At 56.7% G+C, this 17,730-nt stretch carries 12 protein-coding genes and 1 rRNA gene; all 13 read left to right on the top strand.

Annotated elements, in window-relative coordinates; translation table 11 throughout:
- Window positions 1-99 (top strand): 5S ribosomal RNA (gene rrf, locus JT718_RS04450); the annotation flags it as partial.
- Between the two features lie 153 nt (window positions 100-252).
- On the top strand, window positions 253-2,205 hold the full coding sequence (locus JT718_RS04445) for a BatA domain-containing protein (protein WP_205500658.1): 1,953 nt from the start codon (window positions 253-255) through the stop codon (window positions 2,203-2,205).
- A complete protein-coding gene (locus JT718_RS04440) occupies window positions 2,189-3,475 on the top strand; it encodes a dihydroorotase (protein ID WP_205500657.1) in 1,287 nt (428 codons plus the stop codon). The genes JT718_RS04445 and JT718_RS04440 overlap by 17 nt, the downstream gene beginning before the upstream one ends.
- A gap of 18 nt (window positions 3,476-3,493) precedes the next feature.
- Window positions 3,494-4,012 (top strand): DUF4199 domain-containing protein, encoded by a 519-nt coding sequence (locus JT718_RS04435; protein ID WP_205500656.1) that lies wholly within the window; start codon window positions 3,494-3,496, stop codon window positions 4,010-4,012.
- A 17-nt stretch (window positions 4,013-4,029) separates the two neighbouring features.
- The gene (locus JT718_RS04430) at window positions 4,030-4,548 is read left to right on the top strand and encodes a DUF4199 domain-containing protein (protein ID WP_205500655.1); all 519 of its coding nucleotides are present in this window, start codon (window positions 4,030-4,032) and stop codon (window positions 4,546-4,548) included.
- Window positions 4,549-4,555: 7 nt separating this feature from the next.
- A complete protein-coding gene (locus tag JT718_RS04425; protein ID WP_205500654.1) occupies window positions 4,556-5,521 on the top strand; it encodes a glycosyltransferase family 2 protein in 966 nt (321 codons plus the stop codon).
- 3 nt (window positions 5,522-5,524) lie between these two features.
- A complete protein-coding gene (locus JT718_RS04420; protein WP_205500653.1) occupies window positions 5,525-6,649 on the top strand; it encodes a glycosyltransferase in 1,125 nt (374 codons plus the stop codon).
- A gap of 342 nt (window positions 6,650-6,991) precedes the next feature.
- Entirely contained in the window at window positions 6,992-8,371 is a 1,380-nt protein-coding gene (locus JT718_RS04415) for a sigma-54-dependent transcriptional regulator (protein WP_205500652.1), read from the top strand.
- A complete protein-coding gene (locus JT718_RS04410; RefSeq protein ID WP_205500651.1) occupies window positions 8,361-9,719 on the top strand; it encodes a sensor histidine kinase in 1,359 nt (452 codons plus the stop codon). Before JT718_RS04415 ends, JT718_RS04410 begins: the two co-directional genes overlap by 11 nt.
- A 91-nt stretch (window positions 9,720-9,810) precedes the next feature.
- Window positions 9,811-11,073: a carboxypeptidase-like regulatory domain-containing protein gene (locus JT718_RS04405; protein WP_205500650.1), complete on the top strand. Its 1,263-nt coding sequence runs from the start codon at window positions 9,811-9,813 to the stop codon at window positions 11,071-11,073.
- Window positions 11,074-11,603: 530 nt separating this feature from the next.
- Entirely contained in the window at window positions 11,604-13,637 is a 2,034-nt protein-coding gene (locus JT718_RS04400; protein ID WP_205500649.1) for a DUF3858 domain-containing protein, read from the top strand.
- 29 nt (window positions 13,638-13,666) lie between these two features.
- Complete coding sequence (locus JT718_RS04395; protein ID WP_205500648.1) at window positions 13,667-15,580, top strand: DUF3857 domain-containing transglutaminase family protein; 1,914 nt, start codon at window positions 13,667-13,669, stop codon at window positions 15,578-15,580.
- Window positions 15,581-15,698: 118 nt separating this feature from the next.
- A complete protein-coding gene (locus JT718_RS04390) occupies window positions 15,699-17,723 on the top strand; it encodes a DUF3858 domain-containing protein (protein ID WP_205500647.1) in 2,025 nt (674 codons plus the stop codon).
- Window positions 17,724-17,730: the final 7 nt, after the last annotated feature.

Here is a 17,730-nt window from a genome sequence, read left to right as displayed (position 1 = left end):
TCGCGGGTGTCCACCTCTTCCCATTCCGAACAGAGAAGTTAAGCCCCGCCGAGCCGATGGTACTGCGGTCACACGCGGGAGAGTAGGTCGCCGCCAACCCCCCACTAACGCACGCCCACCCTGCAACTAAACGCAGCGGTGGGCGTCCGCGTTTCACCAGGGGGGGATAAGGGAAGACATATACCAAACCTCTCTTATTATAAGTTCTAAAAGCAAATAAGTATCTTCACAGATAAACACAGCTTTTAGTAGATGCTTCCTCTCCTATCTGGAACAGCCATTGCGGCTACCCTCTTGTTGATTATCCATTTCTTCGGGCTTAGGCTGCGGCAGAAACTGGAGTTCTCCCATATCCAGTTCCTGAAGGCTTTGCTTTCCAGAACGCAGTCCGTCCGGAAGATCAATAACTATCTTTTGCTGTTGCTCAGGCTGGTGTTTCTAGCTTCAGCGCTGGGAGCCTTCCTCTTATATCTCTTCCATACTAATACACGTACTAGTACCCCCACGGGCCGGCAAGCCATTGTATTGGACACTTCCTGGAGCATGCAAAGTGCTTCCGTTGAAAAGGGCCGGTCCAAGCTGGAGCTGGCCACTATTGACCACGCAGACCTTCAGGCTTCGTTCGCTGTATCCAAGACGGGGGAAGTTGGCACAGCCTCAAGGGAGCAACATCAAGGACTGCCCGTTTTGGCGTTTAGTTCTGAAAATCTGCTCGAAAACATCCGGAACCAAAGCAGGACCTCCCGAACGTACATCCTCTCTGATTTTCAGCGGTCCGCTTTTCCAGTCACTCTCCTGCAAAGCATGCCCAAAAACCAGGCAATTTCCCTGGTTTCGTACGCCAATGGGAAAGCTCCTAATTTATTTATTGACTCGGTGTGGTTAGGGCAACCTATCCTTCTGCCGAACGCCTTGGCTGATGTGGCCGTACGGGTGGCGGGTAGTGGGTTAGAGGAGAATACCCAAGCCAAGATCTCTGCCTCAGAGGGAGGAAAGCTCCTGGGAGCTACCCAGGTTCTGGTGGCTCCCGCCGAGAAAGCCGTGACAAGGTTCAAGATTGCTTTACAGGCTGGGGTGGCCAAGCAAATCACCTTTTCGGTCGAAGACACCAACACCCCGTTTGACAATGAGTACTACATCGTGCTCCCTGAACCTGCCTCTGTTTCCATCAGGGTAGGGGGTAGCATGGGCGCGAACCATCCAATCACCCAAGCCTACAAAGCGGAGCCTGCTTTTACCTTGTCTGCGGGCACGGAGGGTAATGCACAGCTGTGGATCACAGACATCCCTAAGGGAAACAGCGCCTCTTTGCTGGGCAACCTGAAAGCCTGGCTAGCCAGGGGAGGTGCTGTGATGCTGCTTCCAACGGCAGGTGCTGACCAGTCTACCATTGCGTTTCTGCATGCGTTAGGCTTTCAGGGGGTAAGCCAGGAGAATGCGGAAGTGGGAGCCAAGCAGCTTCGGCAACCAGACCTGTCTGATGCCTTTTTCAGGCAGATTTTTGAAAAAGAGGTCAAAAACATGAAAATGCCCGCTGCCTCTCCGGTTTTGCGCTGGCAAAGTGCCTACCATACCATCCTTAAGTTTACCGACAATACCCCGTTCCTGAGCACCTTCCGCATTGGGGGCGGCAAGGTGCATTTGTTCGCCTCGCCGCTCAACGCTAGCGCTCCCTTTGTGGCGCACCCTCTGTTTGTGCCTGTGTTGTACCAGTTGGCCCTCACGTCCAACTCCACCAAAATAGTGCTGGCGCACCAGCCGCAGAACGGGGTCATTCAGGTGCCCTTTACCCCAACCGGGGCAGGGCAGCAACCCTTAGCGTTGGCCAGCAAAGGGCAGACCTTCATCCCAGACCAGAAAGTAGTGCAGGACCAACTGGTGCTCACCCTGCCGGAGAACGTGAGTGCCCCCGGATTCTACAATCTCAGCCAGGGCGGCAAAACCTTGGCCTCTCTGGCTCTGAACATCCCGCGGGCAGAATCCAGGTTGGAAGGCTACACCGTAGACGAGCTGAAAGAGATCCTGAAAGAACACGGTGAGAGAGTGCAGGTGCTGGAGCCGCAGGAGAGGGTATCCTTGCAAAAACAGCTGCAAAAGGAGGCAACCGGCACATCCCTTTGGAAATATTGCCTAATATTGTGTTTTCTGTGCCTCGTGGCTGAGGCTGTCATTTTAAGCACCAAAAAAAGTGGATCTCCTAGTTAAAGCAGTTACCCTTGTTGATTCAGCTTCTTCCCTGGCCGGGCAGGTGGTAGACCTTCTCCTCAAAGATGGAAAAATCAAGCAAATAGCCCCCAACATTGAGGCCGACAATGTGCCCGTAGTCACTGAGCCGGGGCTGCACTGCTCCATTGGGTGGTTTGACCTGATTGCCTTTTGTGGCGAGCCGGGGTATGAGCATAGAGAGACCCTAGAGAATTTCACGCGGGCGGCGGCCTACGGCGGGTTTACCGAGGTAGCCTGTTTGCCCAATCTGCACCCCATTACCCAAACCCGTGCAGCGGTAGAGTATTTCAGGTACAAGGCTGGGCAGGGGATTGTGAAGGTGCATCCCATTGCCGCCGTTACTCAAGACCTGGACGGGAAAGACCTCACTGAAATCTTGGACCTGAAAGCCGCCGGCGCCATCGCTTTTTCAGACGGGACAGACGCGCTGCAGGCTGAGGACGCTGTGGTGAAGGCGCTGGAGTACCTGAAGCTTTTTGGCGGAGTTTTGATAAATCGGCCCGAAAACAGGAAAATTGCCAACGGCGGCCACATGCACGAGGGTGTCGCCAGTACCCGGCTGGGCCTGAAGGGCGTTCCGGCCATTGCCGAGGAAATGCAGGTGGCCCGTGACCTGCAACTGCTGAAATACAACGGCGGAAGGCTGCACCTCACCCAGCTGTCTACGGCGGCGGCAGTAGATGCGGTGCGCCAGGCAAAACAGGAGGGCCTGCAGGTTACCTGCGACGTGGCCGCCCACCAATGCGCCTTCACCGACGAAACCCTGGTGCCGTTTGACGCCAACTACAAGGTAAGCCCGCCGTTTAGAAGCGAGACCGACAAGCGCGCCCTTCTGGCCGCCCTGCAGGATGGCACCATTGACACCATTGTGTCTGCCCACCTGCCCTGGAACGAAGAAGGCAAGGAGCTGGAGTTTGACCTGGCCGAGGCGGGCATCATTGGGTTACAGACCGCTTTCTCGGTGGCCAACGAGACCATGGCCCCGCAACTGGACTGGCAAGGCATTGTGGAGAAACTGACCGTGGGCTCCAGGAAAGTGGTAGACCTGCCCGTGCCGGAGTTGCAGGAAGGGGCCAGCGCCAACCTCACGTTCTTCCATCCCACCAAAACCTGGACGTTCCAGGAGCAGGTAAATGCCTCGGCGGCTAAGAACAGTCCGTTCCTGGGGCGCCAGCTGCAAGGCTGCGTGTGGGGCACGTACGTGAATGGGCAACTCACCCGCAACCCAGCGTACCCCACCCAGGCATAACCTTTTCAAGAACCAAGCATGTTTGACAGAGCTGTTGTGAACACCGCCATCCGGTACGGGGTAACCGGCGGAATTGTGGGCTTTCTTTATATCCTGGTGCTGGCGCTGCTGCGTTTGGAGAACCCGTACGGCACTACCAGCGAGTACTCTTCCACGCTGCTTTTTGTGCCGGCGTTCATCTTCATGTCCATTAAGTACTACAAGAAATTCCATAATCTGGAGCTAGGCTTTGGCAAGGCGTTCAAGGTAGGCTTCCTCACAGTGTTCTTTCTGGCCTTTACCACCGCCATGCTCATGTGCATCTATTCTGTTTTCGCCGGCGACCAAATGATCAGAGAATATATTATCTTGAGTCAGAAACAGATGGAAACAACCCGGCAGGAGCTGGTAAAGATCATGGGCGAGGCCAATTACCAGAACGCCTACCAACGGCTTAACCAGGTGAACGCCTACGTGCTGGCGCAGATCACCTTCGTGAACAGAATGGTGGCCGGTTTCTTCATTAGCATTGTTTTAGCCGTGTTTTTCAGAAAATAACCCCAAAACCCAACACTATGAATGAACAAACTGTTACGCCAACCTCTGCAGGATTACGCTATGGCCTTATCACCGGATTTATCCTCATCATCTATAGCCTGGTCTTGTACCTAACGGAGTTGAATGAAAACACCTGGCTTTCTGCGCTTGGGTTCCTTATTCTGGTGGGCGGGCTTTTCTTTGCGTTTAAATACTTCAAAGCAGACCATGCCGGGTTTATGTCATACGGGCAGGGGTTGGGCACCGGTACCATCCTGGGGGCAGTGGTAGGCGTGCTGGTGGGCATCTTCTCGGCGGTCTACATCAACCTCATTGATCCTTCTATCATGCAAAAGCAGATAGACCTGCAGGTAGAGCAGATGGAGAACAGAGGCTTGTCTGACGAGCAGATTGAGCAATCGCTTGAAATGGTGAACACGTTCTCTGGGCCGGTGCCTACCGTGCTCATGAGCATTTTGTTGTACGCCTTAGGTGCCTTTCTGCTATCTTTGGTTATTGCGGCCATCATGAAACGGAGCCGCCCAGAGTTTGAGTAAAAGATTCATGCAGCAGAAGATTGATATCTCAGTGGTGATTCCACTGTTGAACGAGGCAGAGTCGCTGCCAGAGCTTACCCAATGGATAAACCGTGTGATGGTATCGCACGGTTTTCTTTATGAGGTCATCTTGGTGGATGACGGCAGTACCGATGCTTCCTGGCAGGTCATCCAGGAGCTGGCTGCGCAGGATGCCAACCTCAAAGGCATCAGGTTCAACCGCAACTACGGCAAGTCGGCGGCCCTGAACGTGGGCTTTGCCGAAACCCGGGGCCGCGTGGTCATCACCATGGATGCCGACCTGCAGGACAGCCCCGATGAGATCCCGGACCTCTACAAAATGATTGTGGAGGAAGGCTACGACCTGGTGTCGGGCTGGAAGAAGAAACGCTATGATCCCCTGAGCAAGACCCTGCCCACCAAGCTGTTCAACGCCGCCACCCGCAAGATCTCCAAAATAAAACTCCATGACTTCAATTGCGGCCTCAAGGCCTACGATGAACGCGTGGTAAAGAGCATTGAAGTCTACGGCGAGATGCACCGCTATATACCGGTCATTGCCAAGTGGAACGGCTTTGGCAAAATTGGCGAGAAAGTGGTGCAGCACCGCGAGCGGAAATACGGCACCACCAAGTTTGGCCTTGAGCGTTTTGTGTACGGCTTTCTGGACCTCATGTCCATCACGTTTGTCTCCAAGTTCCGGAAGCGACCCATGCACTTCTTCGGGAGCCTGGGCACCCTATCCTTCCTGATCGGGTTTCTGATTACCTCCTGGCTGGTCATGGAAAAGATGTACTATTCCTTCCAGAACCAGGCGGTACGCGATGTCACCGACCAGCCCCTGTTCTTCCTGGCCCTGGTGGCCGTGGTGGTGGGTGTGCAGCTGTTCCTGGCCGGTTTCCTGGCCGAGATGATCTCGCTGGCGGGTAGGCGAAAGAATGAATACCTGATCCGGGACAACATCGGGTTTTAACGCATGGCGTATTTAGTGATCATAGGGCCGGCGTACCCGTTCAGGGGAGGCATTGCCGCCTTTAATGAGAGCCTGGCACGTACCTGGCAGCAGATGGGGCATCGGGTGGAGATTTACACCTTCACCACGCAGTACCCCGCCCTCCTGTTCCCGGGCAAATCGCAGTATGAGGACGGCCCCTCGCCTAATGACTTGCAGATAACGCCAGCCCTAAGCTCCATAAACCCGCTCACGTGGCTCAGCCTGGGCCAGAAGATCAGGAAAGCCAAACCAGATTTGGTCCTGCTCCGCTACTGGCTGCCTTTTATGGCCCCCAGCTTGGGCACGGTGGCGCGCCTGATCAGAAAGAACAAGCACACCAAAGTGGTGGCGCTCACAGACAACGTGGTGCCCCATGAAAAGCGCCCCGGCGACACCGCCCTCACCCAGTACTTCGTCAATGCCTGTGATGCCTTCGTGACCATGTCGGCCACCGTGACCCAGGAGCTCAAGGCCTTCAACGCCACCAAACCGGTGGTCTGCCAGCCGCATCCCATCTACGACACCTACGGTCCTAAGCTGGACCGAACTCGGGCCCTGCAGGCCTTAGACCTCCCCGAGGGGAAATACCTGCTGTTCTTCGGGTTTATCCGGCACTACAAAGGCCTGGACCTGCTCTTAGAGGCGATGCAGGACCCCAGAATACGGGAACTGGGGGTAAAACTGCTGGTGGCGGGTGAATTCTACGAGGCGCCGGAGCCCTACCACAAACTCATTGAAGGCGGCAACCTGCAGGAGCGCGTAATCCTGGCCACGCAGTACATTCCGCATGACCAGGTAAGCGCCTACTTCTCGGCCGCCGACCTGGTGGTGCAGCCCTACCGGCACGCCTCGCAAAGCGGAGTTACCCAGATTGCCTACCATTTTGAGGTGCCCATGGTGGTAACCCGGGTGGGCGGCCTGGCCGAGATGATTCCCCATGAGAAAGTAGGCTACGTGGTAGACGTGAACCCCACCGCCATTGCAGACGCCATCGTGCGGTTCTACCAGGAGGAAAAAGCCGGCGAAATGATCCAGAACATCAGGGAAGAAAAGCAGAAATACACCTGGGAGGCCATGGCGCAAGCCGTGCTGCAGGCCGCCAGATAGCCTAGATGTCTGCCCTCCGTTTCGGGGCTGTTTTCAAGAAAACAGGCGAAAATCAACCAGGAAGACAAGGCTTCCCCGGCTCTGGCGATACGCCTGGGCAGGAAAGCCTTTTTGCAGTACCGCTTCTTAAACTCTTTGGGTGAGCCAACTTCTTACGCCAAGCACTTTTTAAAGGGAGTACAGTAGCGCATAAGGTGTTCACCAGCGGACACTTTTTTGTTCAACGGTGGACACTTCTTGCGGGCATATTTTGTACATTCACCTTGCCAGCAGGCATATAGCATATTTTCTATCTTCTGGCACAGTTTCGGTTAATCTTCCACCAACCCAAACCCAGCAACCGTGCAACAGAACCTAGGCAAGATCCTGATCATTGACGACAACGAGGACATTCTCTTCTCGGCCAAGATGCTGCTGAAGAAGTATGCCCAGCAGGTGCTTATTGAGAAAGACCCGCGCAAAATCCCGTTCCTGCTCAACCAGGACACCTATGACCTGATCCTGCTGGACATGAACTTCAGGGAAGACACCACCAGCGGTAACGAGGGCTTCCACTGGCTCAAGGAAATTCTGGACCGGGACCCCAGCGCGGTGGTAATCATGATCACGGCCTTCGGCGATGTAGAGATGGCCGTGCGGGCCCTCAAGGAAGGCGCCACCGATTTTGTGCTCAAGCCCTGGCAGAACGAGAAACTGCTGGCCACGCTGTCGGCGGCGGCTAAACTGAAGACCTCCTACAAAGAGATTTCCACGCTCAGGAAAACCAACTCGGCCCTGGCCACGCAGCTGAACCAAGACGTGAACCTGGTCACCGGCCAGAGCCCGGCCATGCAGCAGCTGTTGCACCTCATGAACCGCGTGGCCAGAACCGACGCCGATGTGCTGCTCCTGGGCGAAAACGGCACCGGCAAGGAAGTCATCGCGCGCAGTCTGCACCAGCAGTCAGGCAGGGCCGACAAGGTGTTTATCTCCGTAGACATGGGCTCCCTTACCGAGACCCTGTTTGAGAGCGAACTCTTCGGGCATAAGAAAGGCGCGTTCACCGATGCCCGCGAAGACCGTGTGGGCCGCTTTGAGATGGCCAACGGCGGCACCTTGTTTCTGGACGAGATCGGCAATCTGTCCATGGCCATGCAGGCCAAACTGCTCACCGTGCTGCAGCGCCGGGAGGTCATCAGGGTAGGGACCGGGCAGCCCATTCCCATTAACGTGCGGCTCATCTGCGCCACCAACATGCCGCTACAGCAGATGGTGCAGCAGGGCCGCTTCCGGCAAGACTTGCTGTACCGCATCAACACCATTGAACTGAACTTGCCGCCCCTGCGCGAGCGCCTGGAAGACCTGCCGCTGCTGGTAGACCACTTCCTGAAGCGCTACGCCCAGAAGTATAAGCAACCCGCCAAGTCGGTCTCGGCGGCGGCCCTGGAGCGGCTGCGGCGCTATGACTGGCCCGGCAACATCCGGGAGCTGGAGCACGTGCTGGAGCGGGCCTCCATCATCTCAGAGAACCAGGTCCTGCAGCCCCAGGATTTCTTCTTCCTGCAAACGCAGCAGCCCCTTTCGGCAGAGCCGATGAGCCAATCCATCAATCTGGACGAGGTAGAGCGAGCCACCGTGGCCAAGGCCATGGGCAAGCACGACGGCAACATCTCCAAAGCCGCCAAGGAACTGGGCCTTTCCCGCGCCTCATTGTACCGCCGGTTAGAGAAGTATGGGCTTTAAGAACTTCCGGCTGCAGGTAGTGTTGCGGGTACTGCTGCTGGTAATGACCGTGTTTCTGTTCTTCAGGTTGGGTTTTAACTCTTCCCTGGTGGCCACGCAGGTGGTGCTGGGCGCCTTAATTGCGGGGCAGACCCTTGCCCTCATCCTGTTCATTGAGCGCACCACCCACCGGCTCATCAAATTCCTGAACACCATCAAATACGATGATTTCTCAGAGGTTTTCTCCTCGCGCGGCGAAGGCAAGGTGTTTGACGAGCTGTACCAGCGCTACAACGAGGTCATCCGCAAGTTCCGCGACATCCGCTCAGAGAAGGAAGCCACCACGCAGTATTTCCAGAACGTGGTGCAGCACATTGGCATTGGCATTGTCACGTTCAGGAAATCGGGCGAGATCCAGCTCATCAACAATGCCGCCAAGCGCCTGCTGCAGGTCACGCACCTGGCCCACGTGGAGCACCTAAGGGCCGAGGCCCCGCAGATGGTGGAGCAACTGCTAACGCTGCCTCCCGGCCAAAGCACGGTGCTGCACCTGAAGCACGGCAAAGAGCGGGTGCCCGTTGCGTTGTTTGTGGTGGACCTGGTCATGCGGGGCGAAGACTTCCGGCTGGCGTCTATCCAGAACATCCAGCGGGAACTGGAGGAGAAGGAGATGGAGGCCTGGCAGAACCTGATCAGGGTGCTCACCCACGAGATCATGAACTCGGTGACGCCTATTTCCTCGCTGGCCGGCAGCGTGGCCGCCGACATCCAGGATGTGCTGGAGGCGCAACCCGGCGAGCAGATCCTGCTCCAGCGCGAGGAAACCGAAGACATGGGCATGGCCCTGCAAACCATTGAGCGGCGCAGCCAGGGCCTGGTGCGGTTTGTGCACGATTTCCGGAGTCTGGCCCGGGTGCCGGTGCCCAAAAAGCAGCTGTTCTCGGTAGAGGAGATGCTGCGGCAGCTCCAGACCCTGTTCCAGGAGGAGCTCACCCACGAGCAGATCCACTTTGAGGCCGTGTGCCAGACCAAAGGCCTGCAGGTGCTCGCTGACCGCGAACTGGTGGAGCAGGTGCTCATTAACCTGGTGCGGAACGCCATCCACGCCGTGGCCGACCAGGCAGACAAGTGCATCCAGGTAGAGGCCTTCTCAGACCCAGACAGCCGCGTGGTGCTGCAGGTCACCGACAACGGCAGCGGCATTGCCGAGGAAGCCCTGGAGCAGATTTTCCTGCCTTTCTACACCACCAAACCCACCGGCACCGGCATTGGCCTGAGCCTTTCCAAACAGATCATGCGCCTGCACAAAGGCTCGCTCACGGTAAGTTCTGAGCTGGGCCGGGGCACCACGTTTACCATGCGTTTCTAGGCTGTTTCGGTAAAAAGAGGCCCCAAACAGGGGTGGGGCGGCTCTGTTTAATTGGGGCAGATGTGTATATTGCCCGGGTAAACTCTGTGGTATGCCGTTTCTCTCCCCCACGCGTTCGGGTTTTTTCTGGTGTCTGGCCCTCTTGGTTTTGCTGCTGGGCCAGGGAGGCACTGCCCGGGGGCAGGCGGGGAGCGTGTCGGGCACGGTCATTGACGCGCAGACCAAGCAGCCGCTGGGGTTTGCCACCGTCTTCATCGCCCAGACCACGTACGGCACCAATACCGCAGAAAACGGCACCTTCAGGCTGAACGCCCTGCCCGCCGGCAGCCATGAGTTGGTGGTTTCCTTTTTAGGATATAGCACCTTGTCACACCAGTTCACGTTACAGCCCGGGCAGCAGCTTTCCTTCCGGTTTGAACTGGTCCCCGCGGCCAACGTGCTGCAGGAAGTGGTAATCAGGCCAGACACCAACTGGCGGCACAACTACGGCGTGTTCCTGCAGCACTTCATCGGGCAAACGGCGAACGCCGCCAAAACCAGCATAGCCAACGCTGAGGCGCTGCATTTCCAGTTTGATCCCCGGGAGCGGGTCCTGACCGCCGAAGCCAGTGAGCCGCTCATCATTGAGAACAAGGCCCTGGGATACCGGGTCCATTTTGTGCTGAAGGAGTTTCGGGCCGATTTTAAGGGCGGGCAGATTTTCCATGCCGGGTTCCCCCGGTTTGAGGAAATAAAGCCACGCGGCAAGGCGCAGCAGAAGCGCTGGGCCCAGGCCCGCCTGAAAGCCTACCATGGCTCTTTGATGCATTTTGTGCGGGCCCTGTACCAGAACAGGGTAGAGGCCGAAGGGTTTAACGTGAGGCGGCTGCAGCGGCTGCCCAATCCCAGCCGTCCGCCCGAGGAGCAGATTCAGGCGGGGCTGCGGAGGGCCCGTCGCCTGCGCACCGGCCCCGTGGTCATCAAAAGCCTCCCTACCGGGCCCGAAGACAGTCTGCAGTACTGGACCCGCATGGCGCGCTTAGACAAGGTGGTGGCGTACCTGTACAAAGACCCGATTCCGTATCACCAGATTATCGCCCCAGATTCTGTGGGCCAGGGCCGGCTCATGCTTCGGTTTCCAGACTACCTCAACGTGGTGTACACCAAAGAGCAGGAAGAGCCGGGCTTTGTGAACCAGCAGGCGTTTAACCGGCGCCGGGCCCCCACGTTCCAGACCTCCCTGCTCACGCTGCTGGAGCCGTACACGTTCATTGAGCCCAACGGCATGATCATTAACCCGTACTCGCACCTGGTGGAAGGCTACTGGGGGTTTGAGAAACTCGCCGAGATGCTGCCCCTGGACTACACTCCTTAGGCTGTGTCTGAAAAATGCTCCCGGAGCTTTTTCATCCGATTGCCCTCGGCTGCTCTCTGCCGCCATTGCCTATTGTAGGTCGGCTTTTTGGGGCTACTTTCCCAAAAGCAGCCCCAAAACGGTACTGCCCCGCCATTTTTCAGACACAGCCTAGGCAATTCCTGCCAACACCCCAACTGGTTCGCTGCGCCCGGTAAAACCAGTGGTGTATCTTCTGCTTGTTCAATTATTGACATTGTTAAAGGAGTAAAAGAAGCAAGTATTACTTTTTTTAGGATTATCTATACAGACTACTTATATTCGTCCAACTAAATAGTTGGGAGAGGAAGAGAAAACAATCCTATTACAGTAATCAATTGGGTATTTCATTGTAATTGCTCAGAACCGGGTTTGGTTTGTGCTAGTAGTAGACTTGTAAATTTTAGTAAGAATAAAGGTAAGTACGGCCCCATGGGGCCCAGATATTAAAAAAAGATATAAAGCATAAGAATCTATATAATCCTACATAACCCCAAACTAAACCCTCCTTTATGCCCCATTTTACTTTCTTAAAAACACGACCTTTGCTGGTTGTGGTGTTCTTCTTGTGTCAATTTCTGGCGGTGGGTCAGGAAGCTCCGGTGAAACTAGGAAAGGTCACGGAAGAAGAACTCAAGATGCAGGTCTATGCCAAAGACACCAGTGCCGCCGCCGTGATCCTGGCCGATTACGGACGCTCTTACTTCACCTACCAGGAGGGGTTCAAGGTCAACTTTGAGCGCATCATGCGCATCAAGATACTGAAGAAAACCGGCTATGACTGGGCCAACGTGGTAGTGCCCTACTACCAGCAAAGCAGGAGCAAAGAGCAGGTAATGAACATCAAAGGCTTCACCTATAACCTGGAAAACGGCAAAATGGTGAAGGTGAAGATGGACGACAAAGCCATCTTTGACGAGAAGGAATCAGCGAACTGGTTCAACAAGAAATTCACGCTGCCGGCGGTCAAAGAAGGATCAGTGCTGGAGATCGCCTACACCGTTACCTCAGACTTTGTCTTTTTCCTGCGCGACTGGACCTTCCAGCACTCGGTGCCGGTGGTGCACAGTGAGTACCGGGCCACCATCCCAGAATACTTTGAGTACAAGCAGTTGCCGCAAGGGTATGAGCCTTATGCGGTCAACGAGGCCCTGCCGGGCACCATGAGCTTTACGGTGCGCTGGAGCAGTTCCATTGAACCAGGCTTAAAGGGGGGGCGCAGCTCGGGAGGCTCTGAGACAATTTCGGCAAAGAGCACCAGCCACCGCTGGGTCATGAAAGACGTGCCGGCCATTGCCCCAGAGGCGTTCATCACCACCATCAACGACTACGTGTCTAAGATTGAGTTTGAGCTGGAGTGGGAGCGCTACCCCAACGCCGTGCCCAAACGACACGCCGGCAACTGGACCGCCCTCTCAGAGGAACTCATGTCTGACGAACGGTTTGGCCTGCAGCTGAACCGCACGGGATTCTTCAAAGACGAGGTAGCGGCTTTCCGGTCAGTGCAAGACACCCTGGACCGCCTCAATGCTATTTATGAGTTTGTCAAGAAGTCTGTGAAGTGGAACGGCAAGGGTGGCAAGTACGTGACCACCAGCCTACGCAAGGCATTTGACGCCAGAAACGGCAACGCCGCAGACATTAACCTCATGCTGGTAGCCATGCTGCGCGATGCCGGCTTTGAGGCTCACCCCGTAATCCTGAGTACCCGTGACAACGGCCGGGCGCCTTTCAGCCCCATTGTGAGCCGGTTTAACTACGTGATTGCCTATGTGCAGGCCGGCAACCGCGGCCTGTTGTTAGATGCCACAGACCCGCTGCAGCCGCTGGGCCTGCTTCCCAGACACTGCCTCAACGGCAGCGGCTGGCTGGTAACCAAGACCGGGGGCGAGTGGGTGCCGCTGCAGTCCCCAGACCGCACAACCGAGCTGGTGAGCGCAGACCTGCAGGTGCTGGCTTCCGGCGCCCTCACCGGCAAAGTGAACGAATCTACCAGCGGCCTGTGGGCCCTCAACCAGCGGCACGCCATCCTGGACGCCGGCGAGGAGAAGTACCTGGAGAAACTGGTGAACAGTCAGGACCAGCTGGAGCGGAAGAAGCCTGTCCTCAAGAACCTGAAAGAACTACAGCAGCCGTTGGGCCTTACGTATGACGTGGCCAGTGCCGGAGATGACCAGGCCAAAGACGTGATCTACCTCAACCCCATGCTCCTGAAAACCCCCGAGGAGAACCCGTTCAAGCTGGCTAACCGCAAGTTTCCCGTTGACTTCGCGCACGCGCGGGAAGAAGTGTACATCTGCAGCTTCACGCTGCCAGAAGGCTACGGCGTAGAGGAAATGCCCAAGAGCCTGGTGCTGGCCCTGCCCGAGAACGGCGGCCGGTTCACCTACATGGTGCAGACCCAAGGCAATAAGATTCAGGTGATGAGCAAGGTGTCCCTCACCAAGGCGGTTTTCTACGCCGAGGAATACGAGTTCCTGCGGCAGTTCTACACCCAGGTGGTGGCCAAGCACGCTGAGCAGATTGTCTTGAAGAAGAAAGGGTAAGGCGTTTTAGGGCTATTTTTCAGAAAACCATGCAAAAACAACTAATCATATTTCTGCTTTCGGCCTTGGTGAGCAGGGTAGCCTGGGCCGGAGATTCGCCCACGTACGCGGCGCTTACCATCAGCCCCGCTTTGTCTAAGGGAGCCAACGCCGTGGTGCGCACAGAGGAAACCGTTTTCACGGTGGTTTCGCCCAAATCGGCCACCGAGAAAGTGCGGCAGGTAGTGACGGTGCTCAATGAAGACGGCAAGGGGCACGGCAGCTTGGTGGTGTACTATGACAAGCTAAAGAAAGTAGACTACCTCAAAGGTACGCTCTATGACGCCTTCGGGAAGAAGGTGCGCGCCCTTAAGTCGTCTGACATCAAAGACTACAGCGCCAACGGAGACGGCACCCTGTACGGCGATGACCGGGCCAAAGTGAGCGAGATGGCCCACCATACCTATCCGTACACCGTGGAGTACGAGTATCAGACCACCACCAGCAACATGCTGCTCTACCCGGTCTGGCAACCCCTCTCCGCCGAGAAACTCTCCATTGAAAACGCTACTTTTCAGGTGAACATGCCCACTGGCATGCCCCTGCGCTACCTGGAGCAACGGCTGCCCGAAAAAGGAAAGCTGAGCCAGGAAGGCGGCCAGCAGGTGTACCGCTGGCAGGTGAAAAACCTGGCACCCGTGGAGACAGAGCCCTACGGGCCCAAGTTCTTCGAGATAGTGCCCCTGGTGCGTACCGCCGCCACTTCGTTTGAGGTGGAAGGCTACGCCGGCAGCCTTGACTCCTGGAAAGCCATGGGCGAGTGGCAGAACAAACTGAACGCTGGCAGAGACCAACTGCCCGAGGCCACCAAGCAGCAGGTCCTTGCCCTCACCAAAGGCCTGGCTACTCCCCAGGAGAAGATAAAGGCGGTGTACCAGTTCATGCAGAACAAGACGCGGTACGTTTCCATCCAGCTGGGACTTGGGGGCTGGCAGCCTTTTGAGGCCTCCATGGTAGACAGCAAAGGCTACGGCGACTGCAAAGCCCTCAGCAATTACACCAAGGCCTTGCTGGAAGTGGCGGGCATTCCCAGCCACTACGCCATTATCTACGGCGGCGACGACAACCGCCCTGTGCTGAAAGATTTCCCCAGCAACCAGTTCAACCACGTGGTGCTGTGCGTGCCTACCGCCAAAGACACCGTTTGGCTGGAGTGCACCAACCAGCTGGCCGATGCCGGCTACACCGGCTCCTTCACCGGCGACCGCTATTCGCTGCTGGTCACCCCCGAAGGCGGCAAACTGGTGCCTACCCCCAGGTTCAAGGCGGCAGACAACACGCAGCTGCGCACCGTGAAAGTAAAGCTGAACGCGCAGGGCGGAGCCGTGGGCGAGGTGTTCACGCACTACGCCGGTCGGCAGCACGAAGACCGCAATGACATCATCCATCAGCTGGACGCCGAGAAGCAGCTCAAATGGCTTTACAAGCAAACCCAGATTCCGGCCTTTGAGATCAAAAGCTTTGCCCTGGAGAAAGTGAAAGGGCAGCCCCAGGTGAACGAGAAGCTGCAGCTGGAGCTGCCTAAGCTGGCCTCTGTGAGCGGGCGGCGGCTTTTCATCACGCCCAACCTCATGAACCGGCAAACTTCCGTGCCACCCGCCACCGAGAACCGCAAGTATGACGTGGTGTTGTCTTACCCGTACCATGACGTTGACACAGTGGAGTACGAGATTCCGGCGGGGTACAAGCCAGAGAGCATGCCGCAGCCGGTGAAAATCGCCTCGGCGTACGGCGAGTACCAGGCCAAGGTGCAGATGACGGGCAACAAGCTGGTGTACGTGCGCCAGATGACCATGCACCGGGGCCGGTACCAAGCCGCCAAGTACATGGAGCTGGTGAACTTCCTCAAGCAGGTTTCCAAGGCAGATCAGCAGCAGGTAGTCCTGGCCGCGGAGACCACCTGATGGTTAACAGAGGCCATAGCAGAGCGCTCTTTGCAGGGGCAGCCCCGCTATGGCCTTTTCTTTCTTTATCCTGAGCTGGCCGGGCCCGTCGGTGAAAATCTAAATCCTTTTTCTTTTTATGAGCATCAACATATTGCCTAACAAATGGCTCCTGCTGCTGTTGCTGGTGATGGGCGTCTGTTTTGCTGGCTACTGTGCGCCAGACCCTTTTAAGCTGGGGCAGGTAACCCCCGAAGACGTGAAAATGACCACCTACGCCCCAGACACCAGCGCGGCGGCAGTGGTCTTGTATGACCTGGGCGAGTCTTCCTTTCTGTTTACCAAGGGCACCCAGCTTCAGTTCAAGCGCATCATGCGCATTAAGATCCTGAAGAAGAACGGCCTGGGCGAGGCAGACCTTGTTATTCCGTACTACGTCCGGAAAGATGGCACCAAGGAGGAGGTCCTCAACATAAAGGGCGTTACCTACAACTGGGAGAACGGGCAGGTAACCAAACAGCAACTGGAAGACAAAGCCGTCTTTGACGAGAAGCGCGACGCCAACTGGCACCTGAAGAAACTAACCATGCCCAACGTGAAGGTGGGCTCGGTGATTGAACTAACGTACACTATCAAGTCAGATTTCTTCCAGTTCCTGCGCGACTGGGAGTTCCAGCGCTCCATCCCGGTGAAATGGAGCGAGTACCGCGTGGGCATGGTGCCGTTCTTTGAGTACAAGCACATTCTGCACGGCTTGCTGCCCTTCCACGTCAAAGACGTGAAAGTAGAGCATAAGACCGCGCCTATTGTGGTGGACCGCAAAGTGGGCTACGTGAACATGGAAGAACGGGGCACCATCTCCATGCAGGTGGTACAATACCGGTGGGCCATGAAAGACGTGCCGGCCTTCACCGAGGAGCCCTACCTGGCCAACGCCAATGACTACATCTCTAAAGTAGAGTTTGAGCTCTCCAAGATCCAGTACCCCAACCAGGAACCGCGGTACACCACCGTTGACTGGCAGGGCTTCACCAGTGAGCTGCTCAAAGACGAGGATTTTGGCGGGCAGCTTGCCAACACGGCTTACCTCAAGAAAACGGCAGAGGAGCTGGTGGCCGGCAAAACCGACTACCTGGAGAAAGTGAAGGCCGTGCTGGGCCACGTGAAAAGCCACATGCGCTGGAACGGCAAGCACCTCATCTACACCCAGAACCTGCGCAAGGCCTATGAGAGCCGTACCGGTTCTGCCGCTGAGGTGAACCTGGTCCTGACGGCGCTGCTGCGGGAAGCCGGCATTTCCGCCGAGCCCATGCTGCTCAGCACCCGCGGCCACGGCCAGCCGGTCACCAACTCGCCCATGATCAGTAAGTTTGACTACGTCATTGCCCGCGTGCTCATAGGAGAGACCAACTACCTGCTGGACGCCACGGAGCAGGACCTGCCCTTCGGGATGCTGCCGTTCCGGTGCCTCAACGGGCAGGGCTGGGTGGTGCAGGCCCCGGCCGGAAAATGGCTGCCCTTAACAGGTTTGGAGACAAACCTGCAGCAGATTACCGGTCAGCTCAAGATAAAGCCCACCGGCGAAGTAACCGGCGCGCTGATGGAGAATTACCGGGGAGTGCCGGCGCTGCAGGTGCGGTCGTCCATCAGGGGAAAAGGCGAGGAAGCCTACCTGAAGGAACTGGCCAACACCAGCGACGACTGGGTAAGGCAACAGGTGAAGATCCTGAACCTTGACAACCTGCAGGAGCCGCTCAAAACAGAGTACCAGCTCAACAAGGCCGGCGAAGACCAGGCCGTAGACCTGCTGTACCTTGCTCCGCTGCTCACGCACGGGCAGGAGCAGAACCCGTTCAAGCTGGCCACCAGGCAGTACCCCGTAGACTTCGCCTCGCCGGTAAATGAGTCGTACGTCTTCACCTATGAGCTGCCCGCCGGGTACGTAGTGGAGGAACTGCCGGCTACCGCCTTGCTCACCCTGCCCGGAAACGCCGCCAAGTTCACCTACGTGGCGCAGGTCATCAACGGGCAGCTGCAGGTAGCCAGCAAGCTGAACATCAACAAAACCTTGTTTCAGCCCTCTGAGTACGGCAACCTGCGCGAGTTCTACAGCCGCATAGTGGCCAAGCACGCTGAGAAGATTGTGCTGAAGAAGAAACTTTAGGTAGGCC

It is taken from the genome of Rufibacter psychrotolerans, assembly GCF_016924645.1.
In the GTDB taxonomy this organism is placed as follows: domain Bacteria; phylum Bacteroidota; class Bacteroidia; order Cytophagales; family Hymenobacteraceae; genus Nibribacter; species Nibribacter psychrotolerans.
Note: the sequence above shows the minus strand (reverse complement) of the source record. Positions and strands in the feature narration are given on the sequence as shown.